Source organism: Nocardioides kongjuensis (genome assembly GCF_013409625.1).
Lineage (GTDB): Bacteria > Actinomycetota > Actinomycetes > Propionibacteriales > Nocardioidaceae > Nocardioides > Nocardioides kongjuensis.
Genome location: NZ_JACCBF010000001.1, coordinates 676,495 through 694,858, shown reverse-complemented (window position 1 = coordinate 694,858; position 18,364 = coordinate 676,495). Strand labels below are relative to the sequence as shown.

Sequence of the window (18,364 nt, the reverse complement as noted above, 5' to 3'; positions counted from 1 at the left end):
GGTTTCCCGGTGCGACCAGAGTGCCTGCGACCCAGGTCACAGCGCTGCCCTCCAGATGTCACACCTGGCACGAGAGGTTTCGTGCGATCGCACAAGCCACGCGAAAGCGGTCGGCTCAGCCTCGGGGCGCGGGCCCCTTCGCCGGCGTGAGCAGCGACTGCGCCCGCAGCGCGAGCCACAGCTCGGCGATGTCGCCGGTCTCGCTGGTGGTGCGACCGGTGATCTCCTCGACCTTGCGGATCCGGTAGAGCACGGTCTGCCGGTGCACCTGGAGCGCGTCGGCGGTGCGCTGCCAGGAGCGCTGGTGGGCGAGGAAGGCGTCGAGGGTGGCGAGCAGGGGCGTGTCGTGGACGCGCTCGTACTCCAGCAGTGGCCCGAGCACCCGGGAGACCAGGGCCGCGGCGTCGTCGATGCCCCCGACACCCACGATCGGGCTGGCGTCGCCGTAGTGGAAGGTGCGCCCGACCGAGCCCTCCGCGGCGCGCAGCGCCCAGGCCGACTCGCGCAGCGCCTCGGGCGCCCGGTCGACGTTGCGCAGCGGTGCGCTCACGCCGATCAGGGCCTGCGGTCCGAGGTCGGCGCGGAGCACGTCCTGCACCTCGGCGCCGGGCGGAGCGAGCGCGTAGAGCACGCCGGAGCGGTAGGTGACGACGTGGCCGATCCCGTTGCGCCACAGGGCGATGTGGGCGTCGCGGAGCCGCCCGACGTCGTCGCCGCTGACGGCGTACAGGCGCGCCTTCGCGGGGTCGACGCCGAGCCCCTTGAGCTGGCGGCCGGCTGCCCGCGCCTCGACCCGGCCCTCGAGCAGCTGGCCCAGCAGCTCGGCACCGATCCGGCGCCGGTGCTCGTTGGCCACGACGCTCTGGGACAGCTCGAGGGCGAGCACGGTGACGGCGTGCTGCATGAGGATCGCGTCGACCGGGCTGCGGCCCTGCGAGACCAGCACCATCAGCGCACCCTGCTGGGTCGGGATGTCGATCAGCCGCAGGTCCCGACCGTCTGACAGCGGTACGACGAGCGCCCCGGCCCGCAGGTCCGCCGTGCCACGGGTGATCTCGTGCAGCGCCCCGGCGAGGACCGGGTCGAACCGCGGGTCCTCGGGGTACCACGGCTCCCCCGACTCGCGGTGGCACACGTGCACCTCGCAGCCGAGGACCTGGGCCAGCGGCTCGCGCAGCACCGAGGTGCCCTCGTGGGTGCTGACCATGCGCTGCACGGTCCGGTAGATCTTCTCGGTGCGCACGAGCCGGTCGGACTGCTCGAGCAGGTTGGCCGCGGCGACCGCCTGGGAGATCGCGACGAACGGCATCGGGAACTCCACCGACAGCACGCTGAGCCCGAGCCGCTCGCTGGCCGCGAGCAGCTCGTCGGTCAGCGGCGGGCAGTACATCTTCTCGCCGATCGCGAGCGCGCTGGCGCCCGCCTCGTCGAGCTTCTCGATCAGCTCACGCTGCTCGGCGCCGCCCTCGGGGAAGGACATCCCGTTGGTCAGCAGCAGCTCGCCGCCGGTCAGCCAGCGCCACGGCTCGGGCAGGTCCGAGCCGTGCGTCCACGACACCGAGCGGCCCACGCCGCCCTTGCCCGAGACCAGGTGCAGCCGCAGGTGCTGCATCTCGAGCAGGTCCGCGACGGTGATCGCCATGGGGCGAGGATAGGGCTCGGCGGCCCGCTCAGGCCCCCGGGATCTCCGGCTGCGGGAAGACCCGCGGGGCGAGGTCCAGGCTGCGCACGTGCCGGGCGATCTCGCCGCACGTCGTGACCCACAGGTCCGGCAGGGAGGCCATCGTCTCGAGGAGCGACTCCAGCGCGCGGATCCGGCCCAAGCGGCCGCTGAGGAACGGGTGGATCGTCAGCGTGAAGCAGGACTCGTAGCGGTGTGCCTCGGTCAGCTCGCCGGTCCACATCGACAGCGCCTTGGCCGGGTCCTCGATCACGCCGGGACCGAAGACCTCGGGCACGAACGCGAACTGCTCCCAGTCGTCGAGCGCCCACGAGACCGGGATCTCCACGATCGATCGGGCGCCCTCCCCCGGCCGCTCGGCCAGCTCGTAGGGCAGGTCGGAGTCCATCAGGCTCGAGTCGTAGAGGAAGCCGCGGTCGAGCAGGATCTCGGCGGTGGAGTACGACGTCTCCCACAGCGGCGCGCGGTAGCCGACGGGACGCACACCGAGCACCTTCTCCAGGGACTCGAGCCCGCGGTCGATGACGGCCGCCTCCTCGTCGTACGACAGGCCGGCCATGGCCTCATGCAGGTAGCCGTGGTGGGCGATCTCGTGGCCGGCGTCGCGGATCCGGCGCAGCAGGTCCGGGTAGCGCTCGACGGTGTAGCCGGGCGCGAAGAAGGTGGCCTTGAGGTCGAACCGGTCGAGCAGGTCCAGCACCCGCGGGACGCCGGTCAGGGCGCCGTACGCCTGGTGGCTCATCACCGACAGCCGGTCGCGGGTGCCGGGGTCGATGGTGAGCGCGACGTCCTCGGAGTCGAGGTCGAAGCCGAGGTTGGCGGCCGCGCGGAAGCCGGCCGGCCAGGCGATCGGAGCTGCGGGGAGGGTGGCGTCACCCGTGGTCATGGGTGGTCCTTTCGGGGAGGGACGGTCAGGCGCGGGCGCGGGTGCTGCCGCCGTTGGCGGACAGGGTCTGGCCGACGAAGGCCTTCAGTCCCGGCCGCGCGAGGAGAGCGACGGTGGCGGCGATCTCCTCGGGACGGCCGATCCGGCCGGCGGGGATGGCCTTGCCGTACTCGACGTGCATCTCCTCGAGCGTGAGGCCGGCGTCGTCGGCGTCGACCTGCAGCTGCGGGGTGTCGATGATGCCGGGGGCGACCGCGTTGACGGTGATGTCCTCGGGCGCGAGCTCACGGCCGAGCGACTTCGTCAGCGCGATCAGGCCGGCCTTGGAGGAGGCGTACGCCGTCGCGTTCGGCCAGCCGACCACGCCCCACTCGGAGGTGATGATCACGATGTTGCCGCGACCCTTGCTGCGCATCCCGGGCAGCACGGACTGCACGCAGCGGTAGGTGCCGGACAGGTTGGTGTCGATGTTGCGCCACCAGTCGTCGAGCGGCTGGTCGAGGAGCGGGCTCATCGACATGTACGCCGCGTTGCAGACCAGCACGTCGACCGGGCCGTGCTCCTGCTCGACGCTCGCGAACGCCGTCCGCACGGAGGTCGGGTCGGCCATGTCGGCGACGACCGGGAAGCCACCGGTGAGCTCGACCACCTCGCGCATCTGCTCGGTGTCGGCGCGACCGTTGACGCCGACCTTCGCGCCCTCGGCGGCCAGGCGCAGCGCGATCGCGCGGCCGATGCCCTGCGTGGCGCCGGTGACGACCGCGACGCGGCCCTCCTGGTGGCGTGGGGGCTGGAGGTCGCTCATCAGATCACTGCTCCCATGTTGGGCGAGATGACTTCGCCGAAGCAGAAGCCACCCTCGTCGACGAGGAACTGCACGGCCTGCGCGATGTCCTCCGGCTGGCCGAGGGCGCGGGCGGGCAGCGAGGCGAGGTACTCCGGCGTGCGCTGCGGCGCGGGCAGCAGCGGGGTGTCCGTCGGGCCGGGCGCCACTGCGTTGATGCGGACGCCGTGCCCGGCGACCTCGGCGCCGAGGCTGCGGACGAAGCCGAGGATCGCGCCCTTGGCGGCGGAGTAGTGCGCCTCGCTCTCGGTGCCGCCGATGCCGAGCTCGGAGGAGATCGCGACGATCGCACCCTCCCCCCGCTCGATCATGCCGGGCAGCACCTCGCGCACCGGGTTGAGCAGGCCGCCGATGTGGACGCGCATCATCCGCGCCCACCGGTCCTCCCCGATCTCGGAGAACGGCACCAGCTCGTAGTGGCCGGCGGCCGTGACGAGCGCGCCGATCGGCCCGACCTCCGCCTGCACCCGGGCGAGTCCCGCCTTGACGGCGTGCGGGTCCGAGACGTCGCAGACGACCGTGTGCTCGAGGTGGTCGGCCCGGCGCATGTCCATGCCGCACACGGTCCACCCGGTCTCCTCCAGCGCGCGGCACACGGCCGCGCCGATGCCGGAGGCGGCGCCGGTGACGACGGCGACGCGCGCGTCCCGCCCGCTCACGACCGCTCCCCCACCGGCTCGCTGATCCTGTCGCGCCGGCTCGCGTAGACCGCGACGCCGACGATGCCGAGCGCTACCAAGCTGATCACCATGCTCCAGTTGATGTACCAGGGCTGGCCGGGCTGCGTGCGCGGCCAGAGGACGTTGACGATCTCGAGTGCCAGCCACACCGCGGCGGCGTAGGTGACGAAGCCACCCCAGCGGCCCAGCGAGAAGGGACCCGGCTCCCAGCGGCCGCTGAGCCGGAGCAGGGCGGCGGCGAAGACCGGCACCGCGAAGGCGATGTAGGGGCCGAGGACCGAGAAGTTCACCAGCACGTTGTAGAGGTCGGATCCCGCGAGGAGCAGGAACAGCGCGGACACGACGGCGGTCAGGCCGATCGCGCGGATCGGCATGCGCTCCGGGCCGGCGAGCCGGGACAGGGCCTTCGCGCCGGGCAGGGCACCGTCGCGGGCCATGCCGTAGACCGCGCGCGAGACCGCGGACTGGACGGCGAGGAACGCCGAGACGAAGCCGATCACGAACATGATGAGCAGCGGCTTGGCGATCGAGGCGCCGAGCTGGGTGGTCAGCGTCGCCGAGACCGGGTCGCCGGTCCGGGCGGTGAGGACGGCGGGCAGGTCGGGGATCGCGAGGATGACGGCGACGGCCGAGAACATCACGATCGTGCCGACGAGCAGCAGGCCGAGCACGATCGCCTTCGGCACGTTGCGCTCCGGCTCCTCGACCTCCTCGGCGATCGACCCGGCCGACTCGAACCCGAGGAAGGCCCAGCCGACGAAGGCGGTCGCCACGAGCATCGTGCTCAGGGTGCCGCCGTCCGCGTGCGGGAGGCCGTCGAAGAGGGTGGAGACGGGGTTGACCCGGTGGAAGGCCAGCAGCACGATGCCGAGCACGACCGAGCCGACGATCTCGCACATGATGCTGGCGATGATCATCACCTTGAGCACCTGGCGGCCGACCATGTTGGCCGCGGTGCCGAGGCCGATGATGCCCATCGACACGGCCATCAGCTGCAGCCGGCTCGGCTCGACGACGTCGAGCGCCTCGAGGAGGAAGCCGGCGGCGGCGTACGCCATCGTCGACAGGGTCAGGGTCAGGCCCCAGATGTAGGCCCACGCCGCGGTCCAGCCCCACGCGGTGCCGCGGGCGTGACGGGCCCACTGGTAGACGCTGCCGGCGTACGGCCAGCGCGAGGCGAGCTCACCGAAGACCAGCGCGACCAGCATCTGGCCGGCCAGCACCAGCGGGAACGCCCAGAAGAAGCGCGGGCCGGCGGCGAACAGGCCGAGCGCGAAGATCGCGTACAGCGCGACGATCGGCGAGATGTCCGCGAACGCCAGGGACAGCGCCGAGCGGAAGCCGAACCCGCGGTTCAGCACGTCGTGCGACGCAGCGTGCCCTCCCGTGGGAGGGGCTGTGGCCCCCGGTCGCTGCGAGGTCTCTGGTCCCACGTCGTCCTCCTCCGAGGCGCCCGCGGCGGGCACCAGGTGGCGCCATCATGGCGACGGAGGTCACACCGGGGCAGCCTCGAGGAGGTAACAGATCGCACGCTGCCGTTCATACGTTCGCACAAACGTCAGGCTGCGCCCTCGCGGCGGCGGACGACCTCGCCGTCCCGGAGGACCAGGCGCAGGTTGTCGGCGAAGTGCTCGAGGTCGGCGAGGTCGCCGTCGAGCACCACGAGGTCCGCGACGCGCCCGGCCGCCACCCGGCCGATGTCGTCGCGGTCGAGCAGGTCGGCTGCCGAGCCGGTGGCCGCGTGCAGGGCCTGGGCCGGAGTGAGGCCGGCGCGGACCAGCCAGGCGAGCTCGCGGGGCGCGCTGCCGTGGGCGAACACGCCGCTGTCGGTCCCCATCGCGATCCGTACGCCACCCGCGTGGGCCCGCGCCACCGCGTCGAGATGGGTGGCGGCGATGCCGCGCGCCTTCGCCTCCATCTCGGGGGCGACGACCATGCCGCCGTCGATGGCCTCGACCAGGGCCACCGGTGCCAGCAGCGTGGGAACCAGCCAGGCACCGGTGGAGCCGAACAGCTCGACGCACTCGTCGTCGATGAACACACCGTGCTCGATCGAGCGCACTCCGGCACGCAGCGCCTGCTTGATGCCCGCCGCACCGTGGGCATGGGCCATCACCGAGGCGCCGGCGGCCGCTGCCTCCTCGACGCACACGGCGAGCTCGTCGTAGGAGAACTGCGGGTGCCTCGGGTCGTCGCGGGTCGACATGACCCCACCCGATGCGCACACCTTGATCGTGTCGGCACCGGCGCGGAGCAGCTCGCGCACGCGCTTGCGCATGTCCTCCACGCCGTCGACGACGCAGTCGGGCCGGCCGGGGTGCGGCACGAACAGCCGCTGGTGGTCGCCGTGCACGTTCCAGCCGTCGACGTGTCCCCCGGTCTGGCTCAGCGCCGAGATGGAGATGCTCATCCGGGGACCGGCGACGAGGCCCTGCTCGACAGCGGTCTTCACCCCCAGGTCGGCGCCTCCGGCGTCCCGCACCGTCGTCACCCCGCTGTGCAGGATCGTCCGCAGGTTCCCGATCGCCTCGAAGAACTCCATCGAGAACGGCCGGGCCTGCACGCGAGCGAGGTCCATCCCGTCGAAGATCGTGTGCACGTGGCAGTCGATCAGGCCCGGCGCGACGAGCGCTCCCGTCACGTCGATGACGGCGTCGCCCCCCAGGCCGGCGCCGACCTCCACGATCCGGCCCCCGGCGAGCGCGACGTCGGCCGCGAACGGATCGGCGCCGGTGCCGTCGAAGACGCGCCCGCCGCGCAGGACCGTGCGGGTCACCCGACCGTCACCGCGTCCTCGACCGGGCGGTAGTCGATGTCGTAGCCGAACCGGCGGGGGCCGGAGAGCTCGATGCCCGCCTCGGTGCGCCAGTGCGGGTCGGCCGGCAGGCCGATGACCGCCACCCGGTAGCCGTAGCGGATCTCCTCGGCCGGGATCGGCTCACCGGTGTCGATCTCCATCGCCATGATCAGGTCCGGGCTGCTGGCGACGACCTCGCCGTCACGCTTGGCCGCCAGGTTCTCGTTCTGGAAGTGGATCGTCATCGTGTGACCGCTGTCCGCGTCCACCCCGCTCAGGTGGGCGGTGCCGATGGTCCAGCCCCGCTCGTTGCGGCGGTCGACCTCCTCCACCTTGCCCGTGAAGAGCAGGACTCCGCCCTGCTTCTCCAGCACGGCGTGCACGGGCGAGACGTGGGCGTCCCTCGCCTCGCGGATCGTGCGGCCGATGTCCTGCGCCATCGAGAGCGCACCGCGGACCAGCCACTCCTTCGCCTGCCTTCCCGACATCGGGTACAGCGCCGAGGCGGCGTTCGCGCCGCTGGCCAGGACCGCAGCCCTGGAGTAGGCCTCGGCCCAGGAGTTCGTCGCCGACTCCAGGAACATGGTGTTGCCGTGCTCGTCGATCATCACCATGGGCGTCGCGGATCCGCCGTAGAGGGTCGGGGTGACCATCTCCAGGTGCGGGAACGCGCGTCCCATGCCGTCGGCGTCGATGACCGGGAGGTTGCGCGCGGCTGCGGTCGCGAACGGGGTGACGGCGTTGAGGCCGCCGGCCTCGATGGGGCACACGTAGTCGTAGGTGACGCCGGTGAACCGCTCGAGCTCGTCGAGCACACGCTCGTACTCCGCCGCGCGCGGCAGCTTCTCGATCAGCACCCCGGGCGCGCCGATGCCGGCGATGAACACGACGTTGGCGTCGTCCGGCACCTCCTCGATGTCGACCAGGCTCACCGGGCCGAAGCGCCGGATGGCGTCGCGGGCGAGCAGCATGCCGACGTACGGGTCACCGCCGCCGCCGGACCCGAGGATCGTCGAGCCGAGGGTGATGTCGTCGAGGGCTGCCTCGTCGATGATGCGCATGTCAGTTCCCTTCCGGGGTCGTGGCGGGCTGCTGGGCGAACGGGCCGGCGGCCTTCACCCGGACACGGACGGCGGAACCGCCGCCGAGGTGGGTCAACGGCACGTCGTCGGCGTCGACGATGCGGACCTGCGCCGGGTCGGCACCGGACGCGACGGCCAGCGCGGTCGCCTCGGCCTTCGCCTGCTCCAGCACCTCGGCCCGGGTCGTGCCGCTGAGGTCGTAGATCCGGTCGACCTCGCCGCCGGCCTCGGCGAAGGCGGCGCCGACCGCGTTGGCGATGCCGGCGTGCTCCGGGACGACGAGGTCCTCGAGGCCGGGGACCACGCGCAGCAGCGGGCCACCACCGCCGACCACCACGACGGGCGTGTCGTCGGCGCTGAGCTTCGCCTTCTCGACGGCGTGGATGACGCGCTCGCCCACGATGCGCAGCGCCTGCGCGACGGTGGCGTCCGGCACGTCGGCCACCAGGGCCGGGTCTCCCATCGGGTCGGCGCCGGCGCGCACGGCGATGTCGCTGAAGGTCAGCGTGTCACCGCCGAACACCCGGGCCTGCTCGGTGATCCGGAACCCCACGCTCTCGGGGCCGACCGTGCCGCCGTCCTCGGCGATGATCGTGCCGCCACCGATGGCGAGCGAGAGGACGTCGGGGATCCGGAAGTTGCTGCGCACCCCGGCCAGGCTCAGGGCGACCGTGGACTCGCGGGGGAAGCCGCTCTGGAGCAGGCCGATGTCGGCCGTCGTACCGCCGACGTCGACGACGACCGCGTCCTCGATGCCGGTCAGCAGTGCGGCGCCGCGCATCGAGTTCGTCGGTCCGGAGGCGATCGTGAAGATCGGGTAGAGCCGGGCACGGTCCAGGGTCATCACGGTGCCGTCGTTCTGCGAGAGCAGGATCGGCGCCGCGATGCCGGTCGACGCCACCACCTGCTCCAGCCCGTCGATCACGCGGGCCGCGAGCTCGAGCAGCGAGGCGTTGAGGATGGTGGCGTTCTCGCGCTCCAGCAGCCCGACCCGGCCGACCAGCGTCGAGCGGGTGATCGAGACCTCCGGCAGCTCCTCGGCGAGGATGCGCTCGGCGAGCAGCTCGGGCTCCGGGTTGACCGGCGAGAAGACCGAGCTCAACGCGATGTGGCGGACCCCGGACTCGGCGATCTTGCGCGCCACGTCGCGCAGGCCGTCGACGTCGACCTCGCTGAGCGGGGCGCCGTCGAACTGGGCGCCGCCGGCGACGATGTGGACGTCGTCGCCCACGACCCCGCGCAGCCGGTCCGGCCAGTCGATCATCGGCAGCAGGCTCTGCGGCGGGGTGGCGAGGCGGATCAGCGCCACCCGCTCCAGCCCGCGGGCCTGGGCGATCGCGTTGATGAAGTGCGTGGTGCCGATGAAGACCGAGTCGATGTCGGCCGGGTCGACGTCCGCGAGCACCTCGGTGAGGGCGGCGCGGATGCCGATGGTGACGTCCTCGGTGGTGGGCGACTTGGTCGAGGCGACGACCGTGCGGCCGTCGAGGACGACGGCGTCGGTGTTGGTGCCTCCGACGTCGATGCCGATGCGAAGGGACATGGGATTCACTCCTTGGGAAGGTGGGTCAGGCGTCGCGACGCGCTCGGTCGATCCCGACCGCGATGAGCAGGACGACGCCCTGGACTGCGCCGATCCAGAACTGGGGCATCCCGCTCAGCAGCAGGATGTTGGACAGCACGACGAGGAAGAGCAGGCCGAGCAGGGTGCCGAGCAGGGTGCCCTGGCCACCGGAGAACCGGGTGCCTCCGAGCAGCACGGCGGTGAGCGCGAAGAACTCGTTGCCGAGGCCCGCCGACGGGTCAGCAGCGCCGAGCGCGCCGAGCAGCAGGAGGCCGGCGATGCCCGCGCAGAGCGCGCAGATGCCGTAGCAGGCCATCGTGACCCGGTCCACGTTCACACCGGCCAGCCGGGCCGCCTCACGGTTGCTGCCGACGGCGTACACGTTGCGGCCGAAGACCGTGCGGTTCAGCAGCACCCACAGCACGCCGAACACGACGGCAGCGATGATGACCGGCGTGCGGATCCCGAGCACCGAGCCGTTGGCCAGCGAGTCGAGCGCCGGGCTGTAGACCGGCTTGCTCGAACCGTCGAGGATCACCCGCAGCAGGCTGGGCAGGATCGTGAAGCTCGCCAGGGTGACGATGAAGAAGTTCATCTTCCCCTTCGCGATGAGCAGGCCGTGCACGAGCAGCCCGATGCCGAGGGCCGCGGCCAGCGACAGCACGATCACCAGGCCGTCCGCGAGGTGCCAGCCGACGAAGAGGAAGACCAGGCCGCCGACGAAACCCTGCATCGCGCCGGTCGAGAGGTCGAAGCCGACCTGGACGACCACGAAGGTCTGGCCGAGCGCCATCACCAGCACGGCGGCGTACGTCGCCAGCTGGACCATCAGGTAGGGACCGCTGCGCAGCTGGGGCAGGAACGGCATGGCGAGCAGGAACATCGCCGCGACGATCGCGAAGAAGAGTCCCTGCTGCTTGAGGGTCGACGGGCTGGCCGCGACGACCGGCTCGGGCACCGGGGCCGCCTGGGTCGAGGGCTGGGTCATGGTCATCGGATCTCCTCCGTGGGGTTCGGAGCGTGGTTCGGGTCGGGAAGGTCGGAGCCCAGCGAGGACGCGAGGACCTCGTCCTGGCTCACCTGGGCGATGGGGCGGTCGAGGACCACCGAGCCGTCGCGCACGACGACGACCCGGTCGCAGAGGTCGAAGAGCTCCTCGAACTCGCTGCACACGGCGACCACGGCGCTGCCCTCGGCAGCGGCCGCCGCGAGAGCGGCGTGGATGGCGCCCCGGGCGCTGGCGTCGACGCCCTGCGTGGGCTCGTCGGCCACGATCACCTTGGCCTTGCGGGACAGCGCCCGGCCGACGACGAGCTTCTGCTGGTTGCCGCCCGAGAGCAGGGCGGCGTGACGCTCGGGGTCCCGCGGCCGGACCTCGAAGCGGTCGATGAGGTCCGCGCTCTCCCTCCGCTCCGCCGCGCGGCGACGGAACGGGCCACGGCGCACGGTGGCGTCCTCACGACCGACGAGCAGGTTGGCCGCGACCGACTGGTTGCCGAGGATCGCGGTGACCTGGCGGTCCTCGGGGATGTAGGCGACCCCCGCGGCCTGGGCCGAGCGGATGCTGCCGAGCCGGAAGGACGTGCCCTCGACCCGGACCTCGCCCTCGGCCGGGTGGGCGCCGGCCAGCACCGACGCCAGGCGCGAGCGACCGCTGCCGCTCTGGCCCGCGATGCCGACGATCTCGCCGGCGTGCACCCGCAGGTGCTCGACGTGCAGACCTCGCCAGCCGCGCAGGCCCGACGCCTCCAGGACGACGTGCCCGCGGTCGGGCCGGTGGACCGGACGGTCCTCGCGCTCCTCCGCGGAGAGCAGGCGGACCACCTGGTGCTCCGTCTGCGGGGTGACCGGACCGGTGTGGCTCACCAGGCCGTTGCGCAGCACGACGACGTCGTCGGCCAGCTCGAGCACGTCGCGCAGCCGGTGCGAGACGATCACGACCGTCCCGCCCTCGGCCACGAAGCGCCGGATGAGTGCGTGGAGCGCCTGGACGCCGTCCTCGTCGAGGACCGCCGTGGGCTCGTCGAGCATCAGCACGACCGGCCGGCGAGCCATCGCGGCCGCGAGCTGCACCAGCTGGCGCGACGACTTGTTGAGGGTGGAGGTCACCCGGTCGAGGACCGCCGCGGGCAGCAGCCCCTCGAGGTGTCGAGCCGCGAGCGAACGCGCCGCCCGGTCCCGGAGGAAGGGCCCCCTCGCCGCCTCGGACCGGCCGAGGCTGACGTTCTGCCAGACGGTGAGGTGCCCGGCGAGCGTGGGCTCCTGCGGGACCAGCACGATGCCCGCGTCCTGGGCCGAGGTGAGCCCCCGGACGGGACGCCCGGTGGGCCCCTCGACCCGCCCGGAGGACGGGTCGAGGAGTCCGGACACGACCCGGAGCAGGGTGGTCTTGCCGGAGCCGTTCGCGCCGACGACGGCGGTCACGACCCCCCGGCGGAACGCGACGTCGACGCCGGCGAGCGCCTTGGTCGCGCCGTAGAGCTTGGTCACGCCGGAGACGACGACGCTGTTCGTCGGCACGGCCTGGTCCCGGATCGTGCTCATCGGCTCAGAAGCCCGACGGGATCTTGATGTAGGTCTGGCGCTCGGTCCACGGCTTGTAGTCCGCCACGTTGTCCTTGGTGTAGACCTCGCCGAGCGGAGCCTCCACGACCTCGTTGTGCAGCTGCTCGCCGGAGAGCGCGCGCTCGACGAGTCCGGCCATGGCCTTGCCGTAGTCGAGGCCGTTGAAGTCGTAGGACAGCGCGAGGGTGCCGTCCTCGACCTGCGCGATGTTGGTGTCCTCGCCCGCCATCGTCCCGATCACGACCTTGTCCGCCAGGCCTGCCTGGCGGGCGGCCGCGATGGCACCGGTGGCCGAGGCGGAGTTGTAGACCACGAGGGCCTTCAGGTCGGGGAACTTCTGGAAGATCGTCTGCGCCACCCGCTGCGCCTCGGGAGCGTCGTCCTTGAGGTTGCGCTGGTTGTCGGGGTCGCCGACGAGCTTCATGCCGCCGTCCTCGAGTCCCTTGACCGCGCCACGCACCGCTGCCTCGATGTTGTCGGTGGGGATGCCCGACAGGACCGTGGCCTCGCCCTGGCCCCCGGCGATCTCGGCGAGTGCCTTGCCGGTGTCGTCACCGCGCTGCTCGTCGGGGAACTTCAGCTTGCCGGTGACGTCCAGTCCGCCGAGGTCCTGGAAGGTGAAGATCGGGATGCCCGCCTCGTTGGCGGCCTCGACCCCGGGGCGGATCGCGTTGGCGTCCAGCGGGAACGTGACGATCGCGTCGACACCCTGCGCGATGCCCTCGTTGATCCGCTGGTTGCCGGCGGCGAGGTCGATCTGGTTCTGGGCGTTGAGCTGGAAGACCCGCGCCATGGTGGCGCCCTGCTTGTTCAGCTCGGCCGCGAGGCCCTGCGCCAGGCCGTCGAGCAGGGCGTTGCCCGGCACTCCGTCGACGTAGAGGATCTTCTTGCCGGCGAGCGCGCCGTTGGTGTCGACGCTCGCCTCCGCGAGCGGCTTGTCGCCGCCCGACGCGTCCGCCGAGCCCGTGGAACCGGTGCCACACGCCGCCAGAGCGAGCGCCGTGACACCGGCCAGGACGGGTGCGGTGAGGAATCGCTTCATGTGCTGTCTCCAGGTGTCTGTCCGAGGAGGTCGGTTGGGTCAGCTCCCCCGAGGTGCCGTGGCAGTGATCGAACCGCCAGACGTGTCCCGGGTCACTGGGCCGGTTGCACAGGAAGAGACGCCTTGATGGGCAGGCTGCAAGGCAGCGGCGTAGCGTCGTCCTCCTAGTGTCGCCATCCAGACCCCACCGACACGAGGAGACGGTCCATGCACCTGCGCGTGATCCTGCCGATCATCGGCGACACCTTCATCGAGCAGATCCGCACCGAGGTCAGCGCCTGGGTGACGGCGGGGACCGAGGTCGACGTGGTCTCGATCTCCCGCGGCCCCGCCAGCATCGAGAGCGAGTACGACGAGGCGCTCGCTGGCCCCGGGATCCTCGAGCGGGTCGCGGAGGCGACACGTGACGGCGTCGACGCGATCTTCGTCAGCTGCGGCGCCGACCCCGCGATCCAGGCGGCGCGCGAGATCACCGACGTCCCCGTCGTCGGCGGCTTCGAGCCGGCGATGCTGACGGCGCTGACCCTGGGCGAGCGGGTCGGGATCTTGCAGGTGCTGCCGAACGTGCTGCCGATGCTGCGCAGCCTCGCCCGGCGCCACGCGATCGCCGATCGCCTCGGCACGATCCGGGTGATCGACCTGCCCGTGCTCGGCCTGGCCCACGACGACGTGCTCGTGGACCGGCTGGTCGCGCAGGCCCGGGCAGCCGTCCGGGACGGCGAGGCCGACGTGCTCGTGCTCGGCTGCACGGGCATGCTCGGCGTCGCGGCCGCGGTCCAGGACCGGCTGGCGGCCGACGGCCCGGCCGTCCCGGTGGTCGACCCGACCGCCGCCGCCGTGCAGTGGCTGGAGTCCCAGGTCAGGATGCGCCTCACGGCCAGCCGCACGACGTACCGCACCCCGCCCGCCAAGGAACGCATCGCATGACGAGTGCGCTGCGCCTCGGCATCGACGTCGGGGGCACCAACACCGACGCCGTCCTCGTCGACGGCCGGCGGGTCGTCGCCGCCACGAAGACGTCGACCACGCCCGACGTCACGGGCGGGATCGTCGCCGCGATCGCCGACCTCGGGCGGGTCGGGGACGTCGACCTCTCCACGGTGTCCGCCGTCATGATCGGCACGACCCACTTCATCAACGCCCTCGTCGAGGGCACCCGGTTGACCCCGACGGCCGCGATCCGGTTCGGCCTCCCCGCGACCAGCGCACTGCCGCCGCTGGCGGACTGGCCCGAGCGGCTGCGCTCCGCGATCGGCGGGCGCGGCTACCTGTGCCACGGCGGCCACGAGTACGACGGCAGCCAGGTCGCCGACTTCGACGAGCGGGAGCTCCGCGACGTCCTGGACAAGGCACTCGAGGCCGGCGCCCGGTCCTTCGCCGTCTCCTCGGTCTTCTCCCCGGTCAACGCGGAGTTCGAGCTGCGGGCCGCCCGGATCATCGCGGAGACGGCCCCCGGTGCCCCCGTCAGCCTGTCGCACGACATCGGCCGGATGGGCCTGCTCGGACGGGAGAACGCCACCGTCATCAACGCCGCCCTGCGCGACCTGGCGGACCGGGTGACGACCGGGCTGAGCCAGAGCGTCAGCTCGGCGGGGATCACGGCGCCGGTGTTCCTGAGCCAGAACGACGGCACGCTGATGGACGTCGACTACGCGCGCCGCTACCCGGTCGCGACCTTCGCCTCCGGACCGACGAACTCGATGCGCGGCGCGGCGTTCCTCTCCCAGCAGCTGGACTGCGCGGTGGTCGACGTCGGCGGCACGACCACCGACGTCGGCGTCCTGCAGAGCGGCTTCCCCCGCGAGGCGTCCGCCGACGTCGCGGTCGCCGGGGTGCAGACCAACTTCCGGATGCCCGATGTCCTCTCGCTCGGGATCGGCGGCGGCAGCCTCGTCGAGGGCGACCCGGCAGCACCGCGGGTCGGCCCGCACAGCGTCGGCCACCGGCTGACCGAGCAGGCCATGGTCTTCGGCGGCGACCGGCTCACCGCCACCGACCTCGCGGTCGCGGCCGGCCTCGTCGACGTCGGGGACCGCGACCGCGTCGCCCACCTGCCCCCTGCCCTGGTCCGGGCCGCGCTGGACCGGATCGGCGAGCGGGTCGGCGAGGTCGTCGACCGGATGCGGATCTCCGCCGACCCCGTGCCGGTCGTCGCCGTCGGGGGCGGCTCGATCCTGGTGCCCGACGAGCTGGTCGGCGCGTCGAGCGTGATCCGGCCCGAGAACCACGCCGTCGCCAACGCGATCGGTGCCGCCATCGCCGAGGTCGGCGGCGAGGTCGACCGGGTCTTCTCGGTCAGCCCGGGCCAGCGCGACACCGTCCTCGACGAGGCTCGCCAGGAGGCCGTCGACCGAGCGACCGCCGCCGGCGCGCGTCCCGGCTCGGTGCGCGTCGTCGACATCGAGGAGGTACCCCTCGCCTACCTGCCCGGCAACGCCACCCGGATCCGGGTCAAGGCCGTCGGTGAGCTGGCCCTGACCGGGCCGGCGCGCGCCGGCCACGACCACGAGCACGTGCCGGCCTGACCGCCGGTTCTGGGAACATCGCAACCGTGAGCCATGTCCACGCCGCTCCCCTCGGCCTGATCGCCGAGGAGCACGTCGACGCGCTCGCCGCGGGTGCCACGCTGCTCGGCTCCGGCGGCGGCGGCAACGTGGTCCTCGCCGAGCAGCTCGTCCGACATGCCGTGCGACGCCGGCCGGTCGTCGTACGACGCGCCGACGCGCTGCCGCCGGACGCCCACGTCGTCCACGTCGGCGTGGTCGGCGCCCCCGACGTGCTGGCGGAGCGGCTGATCGACCCGCACGACATGGCGGTCGCAGCCCATGCCGTCGCCGAGCAGGCGGGCCGGGGCCTCGACGCGGTCGGCATCATCGAGATCGGCGGGCTGAACGCCCTCGCGGGAGTCGTGGCCGCGGCCGAGCTGGACCTCCCGCTCGTCGACGGCGACCTGATGGGCCGTGCCTTCCCGAGCATCAACAAGACGACGATCGCCCTGGCCGGCGGCAGTGCGGCACCCCTGAGCGTCGTCAGCCCGGCGGGCGACACGGTCGTGGTCACGAGGAGCTCCGCGCCACTGGCCGAGCGGCTCCTGCTCACCTGTGCCGGCGCCTTCGGCGGAGCCGGGGCACTCGCCCTCTACCCGACCTCGGCCGCGTGGCTCGCCGAGGTGGGCATCGCCGGCAGCCTGTCGGCGTGCGTCGCCCTCGGCGCGGCCTTCCGCTCCGCTCCCGCCGGACAGGTCGCCGGCCTCGCCGTGCGACTCGGCGGGACGGCCCTCTTCGAGGGCCGCGTCGACGAGATCCGCCCGCGCGACGGCGCCCTGCCGGGCAGCATCACGGTCAGCGACCGAGCGGCCGGGTCGGCGGCCCGGGTCGACCACCTCGACGAGTTCCTCGCCGTGACAGTCGACGGCATCACCCGGGCCTGCACGCCCGACGTCGTCGTGGGGATCGACCCGACCAGCGGCGGCGTGCTCAGCGTCGGCCAGGTGCGGCCGGGGCAGATGCTGTCCCTCGTCAGCCTGCCGGCCCTGCACCGCTGGCCCGCGTCCGCCGCGGACGTCGTCGGCCCCCGGGCCTTCGGCCTGGACCTGGAGCTCGAGGAGGTGGCCCGGTGAGCGGTGCCCCGAGGGTCGCCGACCTGCTGCACGACCCCGTGCTCGCGGGCACCCGGATCGTCGCAGGAGCGGCCGGCCTGGAGCGACGGGTGGCCGACGTGCACTGGTACGACGGCTCGTTCCCGGCGGTCGCCGACCACCTCGTCGTGTGCGACGAGGCGCAGGCGAGTCCGCCGTACCGCCTGGAGGCCACGGTGCGTCGCGCCCAGGAGGCCGGTGCGGCCGCCCTGCTCGTGGTCGCCGGGCCCGCTCGTCCGCTGCTGTCGACCGTGCGGCTCGCGGACCGGCTGGAGATCCCCGTGCTGTGGCTGGAGAGCGGCTCGCCCGGACAGCTCGTGCTCGAGCTCACGGCGCTGGTGCGTGCTCCGGAGCAGGTCCGGGCCCGCACCATCGAGAGGCTGCTGCGCCAGCTGAGCAGCAAGCGCACCGGTCAGGACATCCTCGCCACCGCCGGGACGGTGTTGTCGGCCCGGGTCTCGCTGATGACCTCCGACGGCTCCTGCATCCTGGGGGACACGATCGAGGTGGACCCCCGGCTGCACCTCGACCAGGCCGTGCCGCAGCGCGGCGAGCAGCTGCTCGTGCACCCGGTGCTCGACCCCCAGGTGAACCGACTGGCCGCCTGGCTGGCGTGCCCGTTCGAGCGCGCCGCCGACGTGCGGCTCGACGTGCTCGCGGTGGGTCTGGCGATGACCGAGCCGTTCATCCGGTCCTGGCTCTCCGGGCAGCGCGCCCAGGCCGACCGCGACTCGGTGTTCCGCGCGCAGCTGGTCTCGGAGATCGTGGCGGGCCGCGACTCGGTCAGCCGCGACGTGGTGGAGGGCGCCGTGTCGTTGGGCTGGCGGCTGCCCGGGTGGCACGTGGGGATCCACGTGCACTCCGATGCCGACGCACCGGTCGACCGCGAGCGCATCGTCGACCAGCTGACAGCCGGCCTGGCCGGGCACGGCATCGAGCTCGTCGCCTCGGCCAGCCGCGGCAACGGGTGGGCGATGTGGATCACGACCGACGACGAGCCCGCGCCCGAGGACGCGCGGCGGGTGATGCGCGCGGTCCGCCTGGTCACCGCGGCCCTGCCCCGCGAGTGGAGCCTGACCGCCGGGATCGGCAGGCCGCACCGCGGGCCCAACGGCCTCGCGGAGTCGCTGGGCGAGGCACGGGACGCGGCGGACCTCGCCCGCAGCCACGACTTCCGCCCGGCTGTCGAGCACTCCGACGAGCTCGGTGTCGCTCGGCTGCTCGCGACCTGGCAGCGCTCCGACGTCACCCGCGCCTTCGCCGAGACGGCGCTCGCTCCGCTGCGCGACCCGGCGCACAGCCACCTGCTCAGCACGCTGCACGCCTACCTGGAGAGCGGCGGCTCGGCCGTGCTCACCGCGCAGGCGCTCGGCGTGCACCGCAACACCGTGACGACCCGCGTGCAGCAGATCCGCGACCGCCTCGGCGTCGACCTCGACGACCCGAGCCAGCGACTGGCGTTGCAGGTGGCCTGTCGGGCGCTCGGCGCCTGACCTCGACACGTCGTCGTGCACAGTGCCCGCGGCGGGCAGCGGCACGATGCACATTCCCGCTGTGACGTGGCCTACCTAGCCTCCGAGGTAACC

15 protein-coding genes are annotated in these 18,364 nt (G+C 72.9%); 4 read left to right on the top strand and 11 right to left on the bottom strand.

The window, feature by feature from the left end; translation table 11 throughout:
• Positions 1-115: 115 nt before the first annotated feature.
• The 11 genes from BJ958_RS03310 to BJ958_RS03260 form a co-directional block, all read right to left on the bottom strand.
• Positions 116-1,642, bottom strand: a complete 1,527-nt coding sequence (locus BJ958_RS03310) for a PucR family transcriptional regulator (RefSeq protein WP_179725517.1) — start codon at positions 1,640-1,642, stop codon at positions 116-118.
• Positions 1,643-1,670: 28 nt separating this feature from the next.
• The gene (locus BJ958_RS03305) at positions 1,671-2,567 is read right to left on the bottom strand and encodes a polysaccharide deacetylase family protein (protein WP_179725515.1); all 897 of its coding nucleotides are present in this window, start codon (positions 2,565-2,567) and stop codon (positions 1,671-1,673) included.
• 25 nt (positions 2,568-2,592) lie between these two features.
• The gene (locus BJ958_RS03300; protein WP_179725514.1) at positions 2,593-3,372 is read right to left on the bottom strand and encodes an SDR family NAD(P)-dependent oxidoreductase; all 780 of its coding nucleotides are present in this window, start codon (positions 3,370-3,372) and stop codon (positions 2,593-2,595) included.
• The gene (locus BJ958_RS03295) at positions 3,372-4,070 is read right to left on the bottom strand and encodes an SDR family NAD(P)-dependent oxidoreductase (RefSeq protein ID WP_179725512.1); all 699 of its coding nucleotides are present in this window, start codon (positions 4,068-4,070) and stop codon (positions 3,372-3,374) included. Before BJ958_RS03295 ends, BJ958_RS03300 begins: the two co-directional genes overlap by 1 nt.
• Positions 4,067-5,452, bottom strand: a complete 1,386-nt coding sequence (locus BJ958_RS03290) for an amino acid permease (protein ID WP_218865575.1) — start codon at positions 5,450-5,452, stop codon at positions 4,067-4,069. Before BJ958_RS03290 ends, BJ958_RS03295 begins: the two co-directional genes overlap by 4 nt.
• Before the next feature lie 197 nt (positions 5,453-5,649).
• On the bottom strand, positions 5,650-6,867 hold the full coding sequence (locus tag BJ958_RS03285) for an amidohydrolase family protein (RefSeq protein ID WP_179725508.1): 1,218 nt from the start codon (positions 6,865-6,867) through the stop codon (positions 5,650-5,652).
• On the bottom strand, positions 6,864-7,949 hold the full coding sequence (locus BJ958_RS03280) for an S-methyl thiohydantoin desulfurase family protein (RefSeq protein WP_179725506.1): 1,086 nt from the start codon (positions 7,947-7,949) through the stop codon (positions 6,864-6,866). The genes BJ958_RS03285 and BJ958_RS03280 overlap by 4 nt, the downstream gene beginning before the upstream one ends.
• A 1-nt stretch (position 7,950) precedes the next feature.
• On the bottom strand, positions 7,951-9,513 hold the full coding sequence (locus BJ958_RS03275; protein ID WP_179725504.1) for a hydantoinase/oxoprolinase N-terminal domain-containing protein: 1,563 nt from the start codon (positions 9,511-9,513) through the stop codon (positions 7,951-7,953).
• Between the two features lie 25 nt (positions 9,514-9,538).
• Positions 9,539-10,528 carry an ABC transporter permease gene (locus tag BJ958_RS03270; protein WP_179725502.1) on the bottom strand — a complete coding sequence of 330 codons (990 nt, stop codon included), beginning with the start codon at positions 10,526-10,528 and terminating at the stop codon, positions 9,539-9,541.
• A complete protein-coding gene (locus BJ958_RS03265; RefSeq protein WP_179725500.1) occupies positions 10,525-12,078 on the bottom strand; it encodes an ATP-binding cassette domain-containing protein in 1,554 nt (517 codons plus the stop codon). Before BJ958_RS03265 ends, BJ958_RS03270 begins: the two co-directional genes overlap by 4 nt.
• A 4-nt stretch (positions 12,079-12,082) precedes the next feature.
• The gene (locus BJ958_RS03260; protein WP_179725498.1) at positions 12,083-13,141 is read right to left on the bottom strand and encodes a sugar ABC transporter substrate-binding protein; all 1,059 of its coding nucleotides are present in this window, start codon (positions 13,139-13,141) and stop codon (positions 12,083-12,085) included.
• Between the two features lie 207 nt (positions 13,142-13,348).
• Here BJ958_RS03260 and BJ958_RS03255 point away from each other — a divergent pair, with 207 nt between their 5' ends.
• The 4 genes from BJ958_RS03255 to BJ958_RS03240 are packed head-to-tail and all read left to right on the top strand — an operon-like array spanning position 13,349 to position 18,271.
• Positions 13,349-14,068, top strand: a complete 720-nt coding sequence (locus tag BJ958_RS03255) for an aspartate/glutamate racemase family protein (RefSeq protein ID WP_179725496.1) — start codon at positions 13,349-13,351, stop codon at positions 14,066-14,068.
• Positions 14,065-15,666 carry a hydantoinase/oxoprolinase N-terminal domain-containing protein gene (locus BJ958_RS03250; RefSeq protein ID WP_218865574.1) on the top strand — a complete coding sequence of 534 codons (1,602 nt, stop codon included), beginning with the start codon at positions 14,065-14,067 and terminating at the stop codon, positions 15,664-15,666. The genes BJ958_RS03255 and BJ958_RS03250 overlap by 4 nt, the downstream gene beginning before the upstream one ends.
• Before the next feature lie 26 nt (positions 15,667-15,692).
• Positions 15,693-16,760 carry an S-methyl thiohydantoin desulfurase domain-containing protein gene (locus tag BJ958_RS03245; protein WP_179725494.1) on the top strand — a complete coding sequence of 356 codons (1,068 nt, stop codon included), beginning with the start codon at positions 15,693-15,695 and terminating at the stop codon, positions 16,758-16,760.
• Complete coding sequence (locus BJ958_RS03240) at positions 16,757-18,271, top strand: helix-turn-helix domain-containing protein (RefSeq protein ID WP_179725492.1); 1,515 nt, start codon at positions 16,757-16,759, stop codon at positions 18,269-18,271. Before BJ958_RS03245 ends, BJ958_RS03240 begins: the two co-directional genes overlap by 4 nt.
• Positions 18,272-18,364 lie beyond the last annotated feature (93 nt).

Coding starts and splice junctions, on each gene's coding strand:
- BJ958_RS03300 (WP_179725514.1), bottom strand. CDS start 3,372: ATGAGCGACCTCCAGCCCCCACGCCACCAGGAGGGCCGCGTCGCGGTC.
- BJ958_RS03275 (WP_179725504.1), bottom strand. CDS start 9,513: ATGTCCCTTCGCATCGGCATCGACGTCGGAGGCACCAACACCGACGCC.
- BJ958_RS03250 (WP_218865574.1), top strand. CDS start 14,065: ATGACGAGTGCGCTGCGCCTCGGCATCGACGTCGGGGGCACCAACACC.
- BJ958_RS03265 (WP_179725500.1), bottom strand. CDS start 12,078: ATGAGCACGATCCGGGACCAGGCCGTGCCGACGAACAGCGTCGTCGTC.
- BJ958_RS03255 (WP_179725496.1), top strand. CDS start 13,349: ATGCACCTGCGCGTGATCCTGCCGATCATCGGCGACACCTTCATCGAG.
- BJ958_RS03270 (WP_179725502.1), bottom strand. CDS start 10,528: ATGACCATGACCCAGCCCTCGACCCAGGCGGCCCCGGTGCCCGAGCCG.
- BJ958_RS03310 (WP_179725517.1), bottom strand. CDS start 1,642: ATGGCGATCACCGTCGCGGACCTGCTCGAGATGCAGCACCTGCGGCTG.
- BJ958_RS03260 (WP_179725498.1), bottom strand. CDS start 13,141: ATGAAGCGATTCCTCACCGCACCCGTCCTGGCCGGTGTCACGGCGCTC.
- BJ958_RS03305 (WP_179725515.1), bottom strand. CDS start 2,567: ATGACCACGGGTGACGCCACCCTCCCCGCAGCTCCGATCGCCTGGCCG.
- BJ958_RS03280 (WP_179725506.1), bottom strand. CDS start 7,949: ATGCGCATCATCGACGAGGCAGCCCTCGACGACATCACCCTCGGCTCG.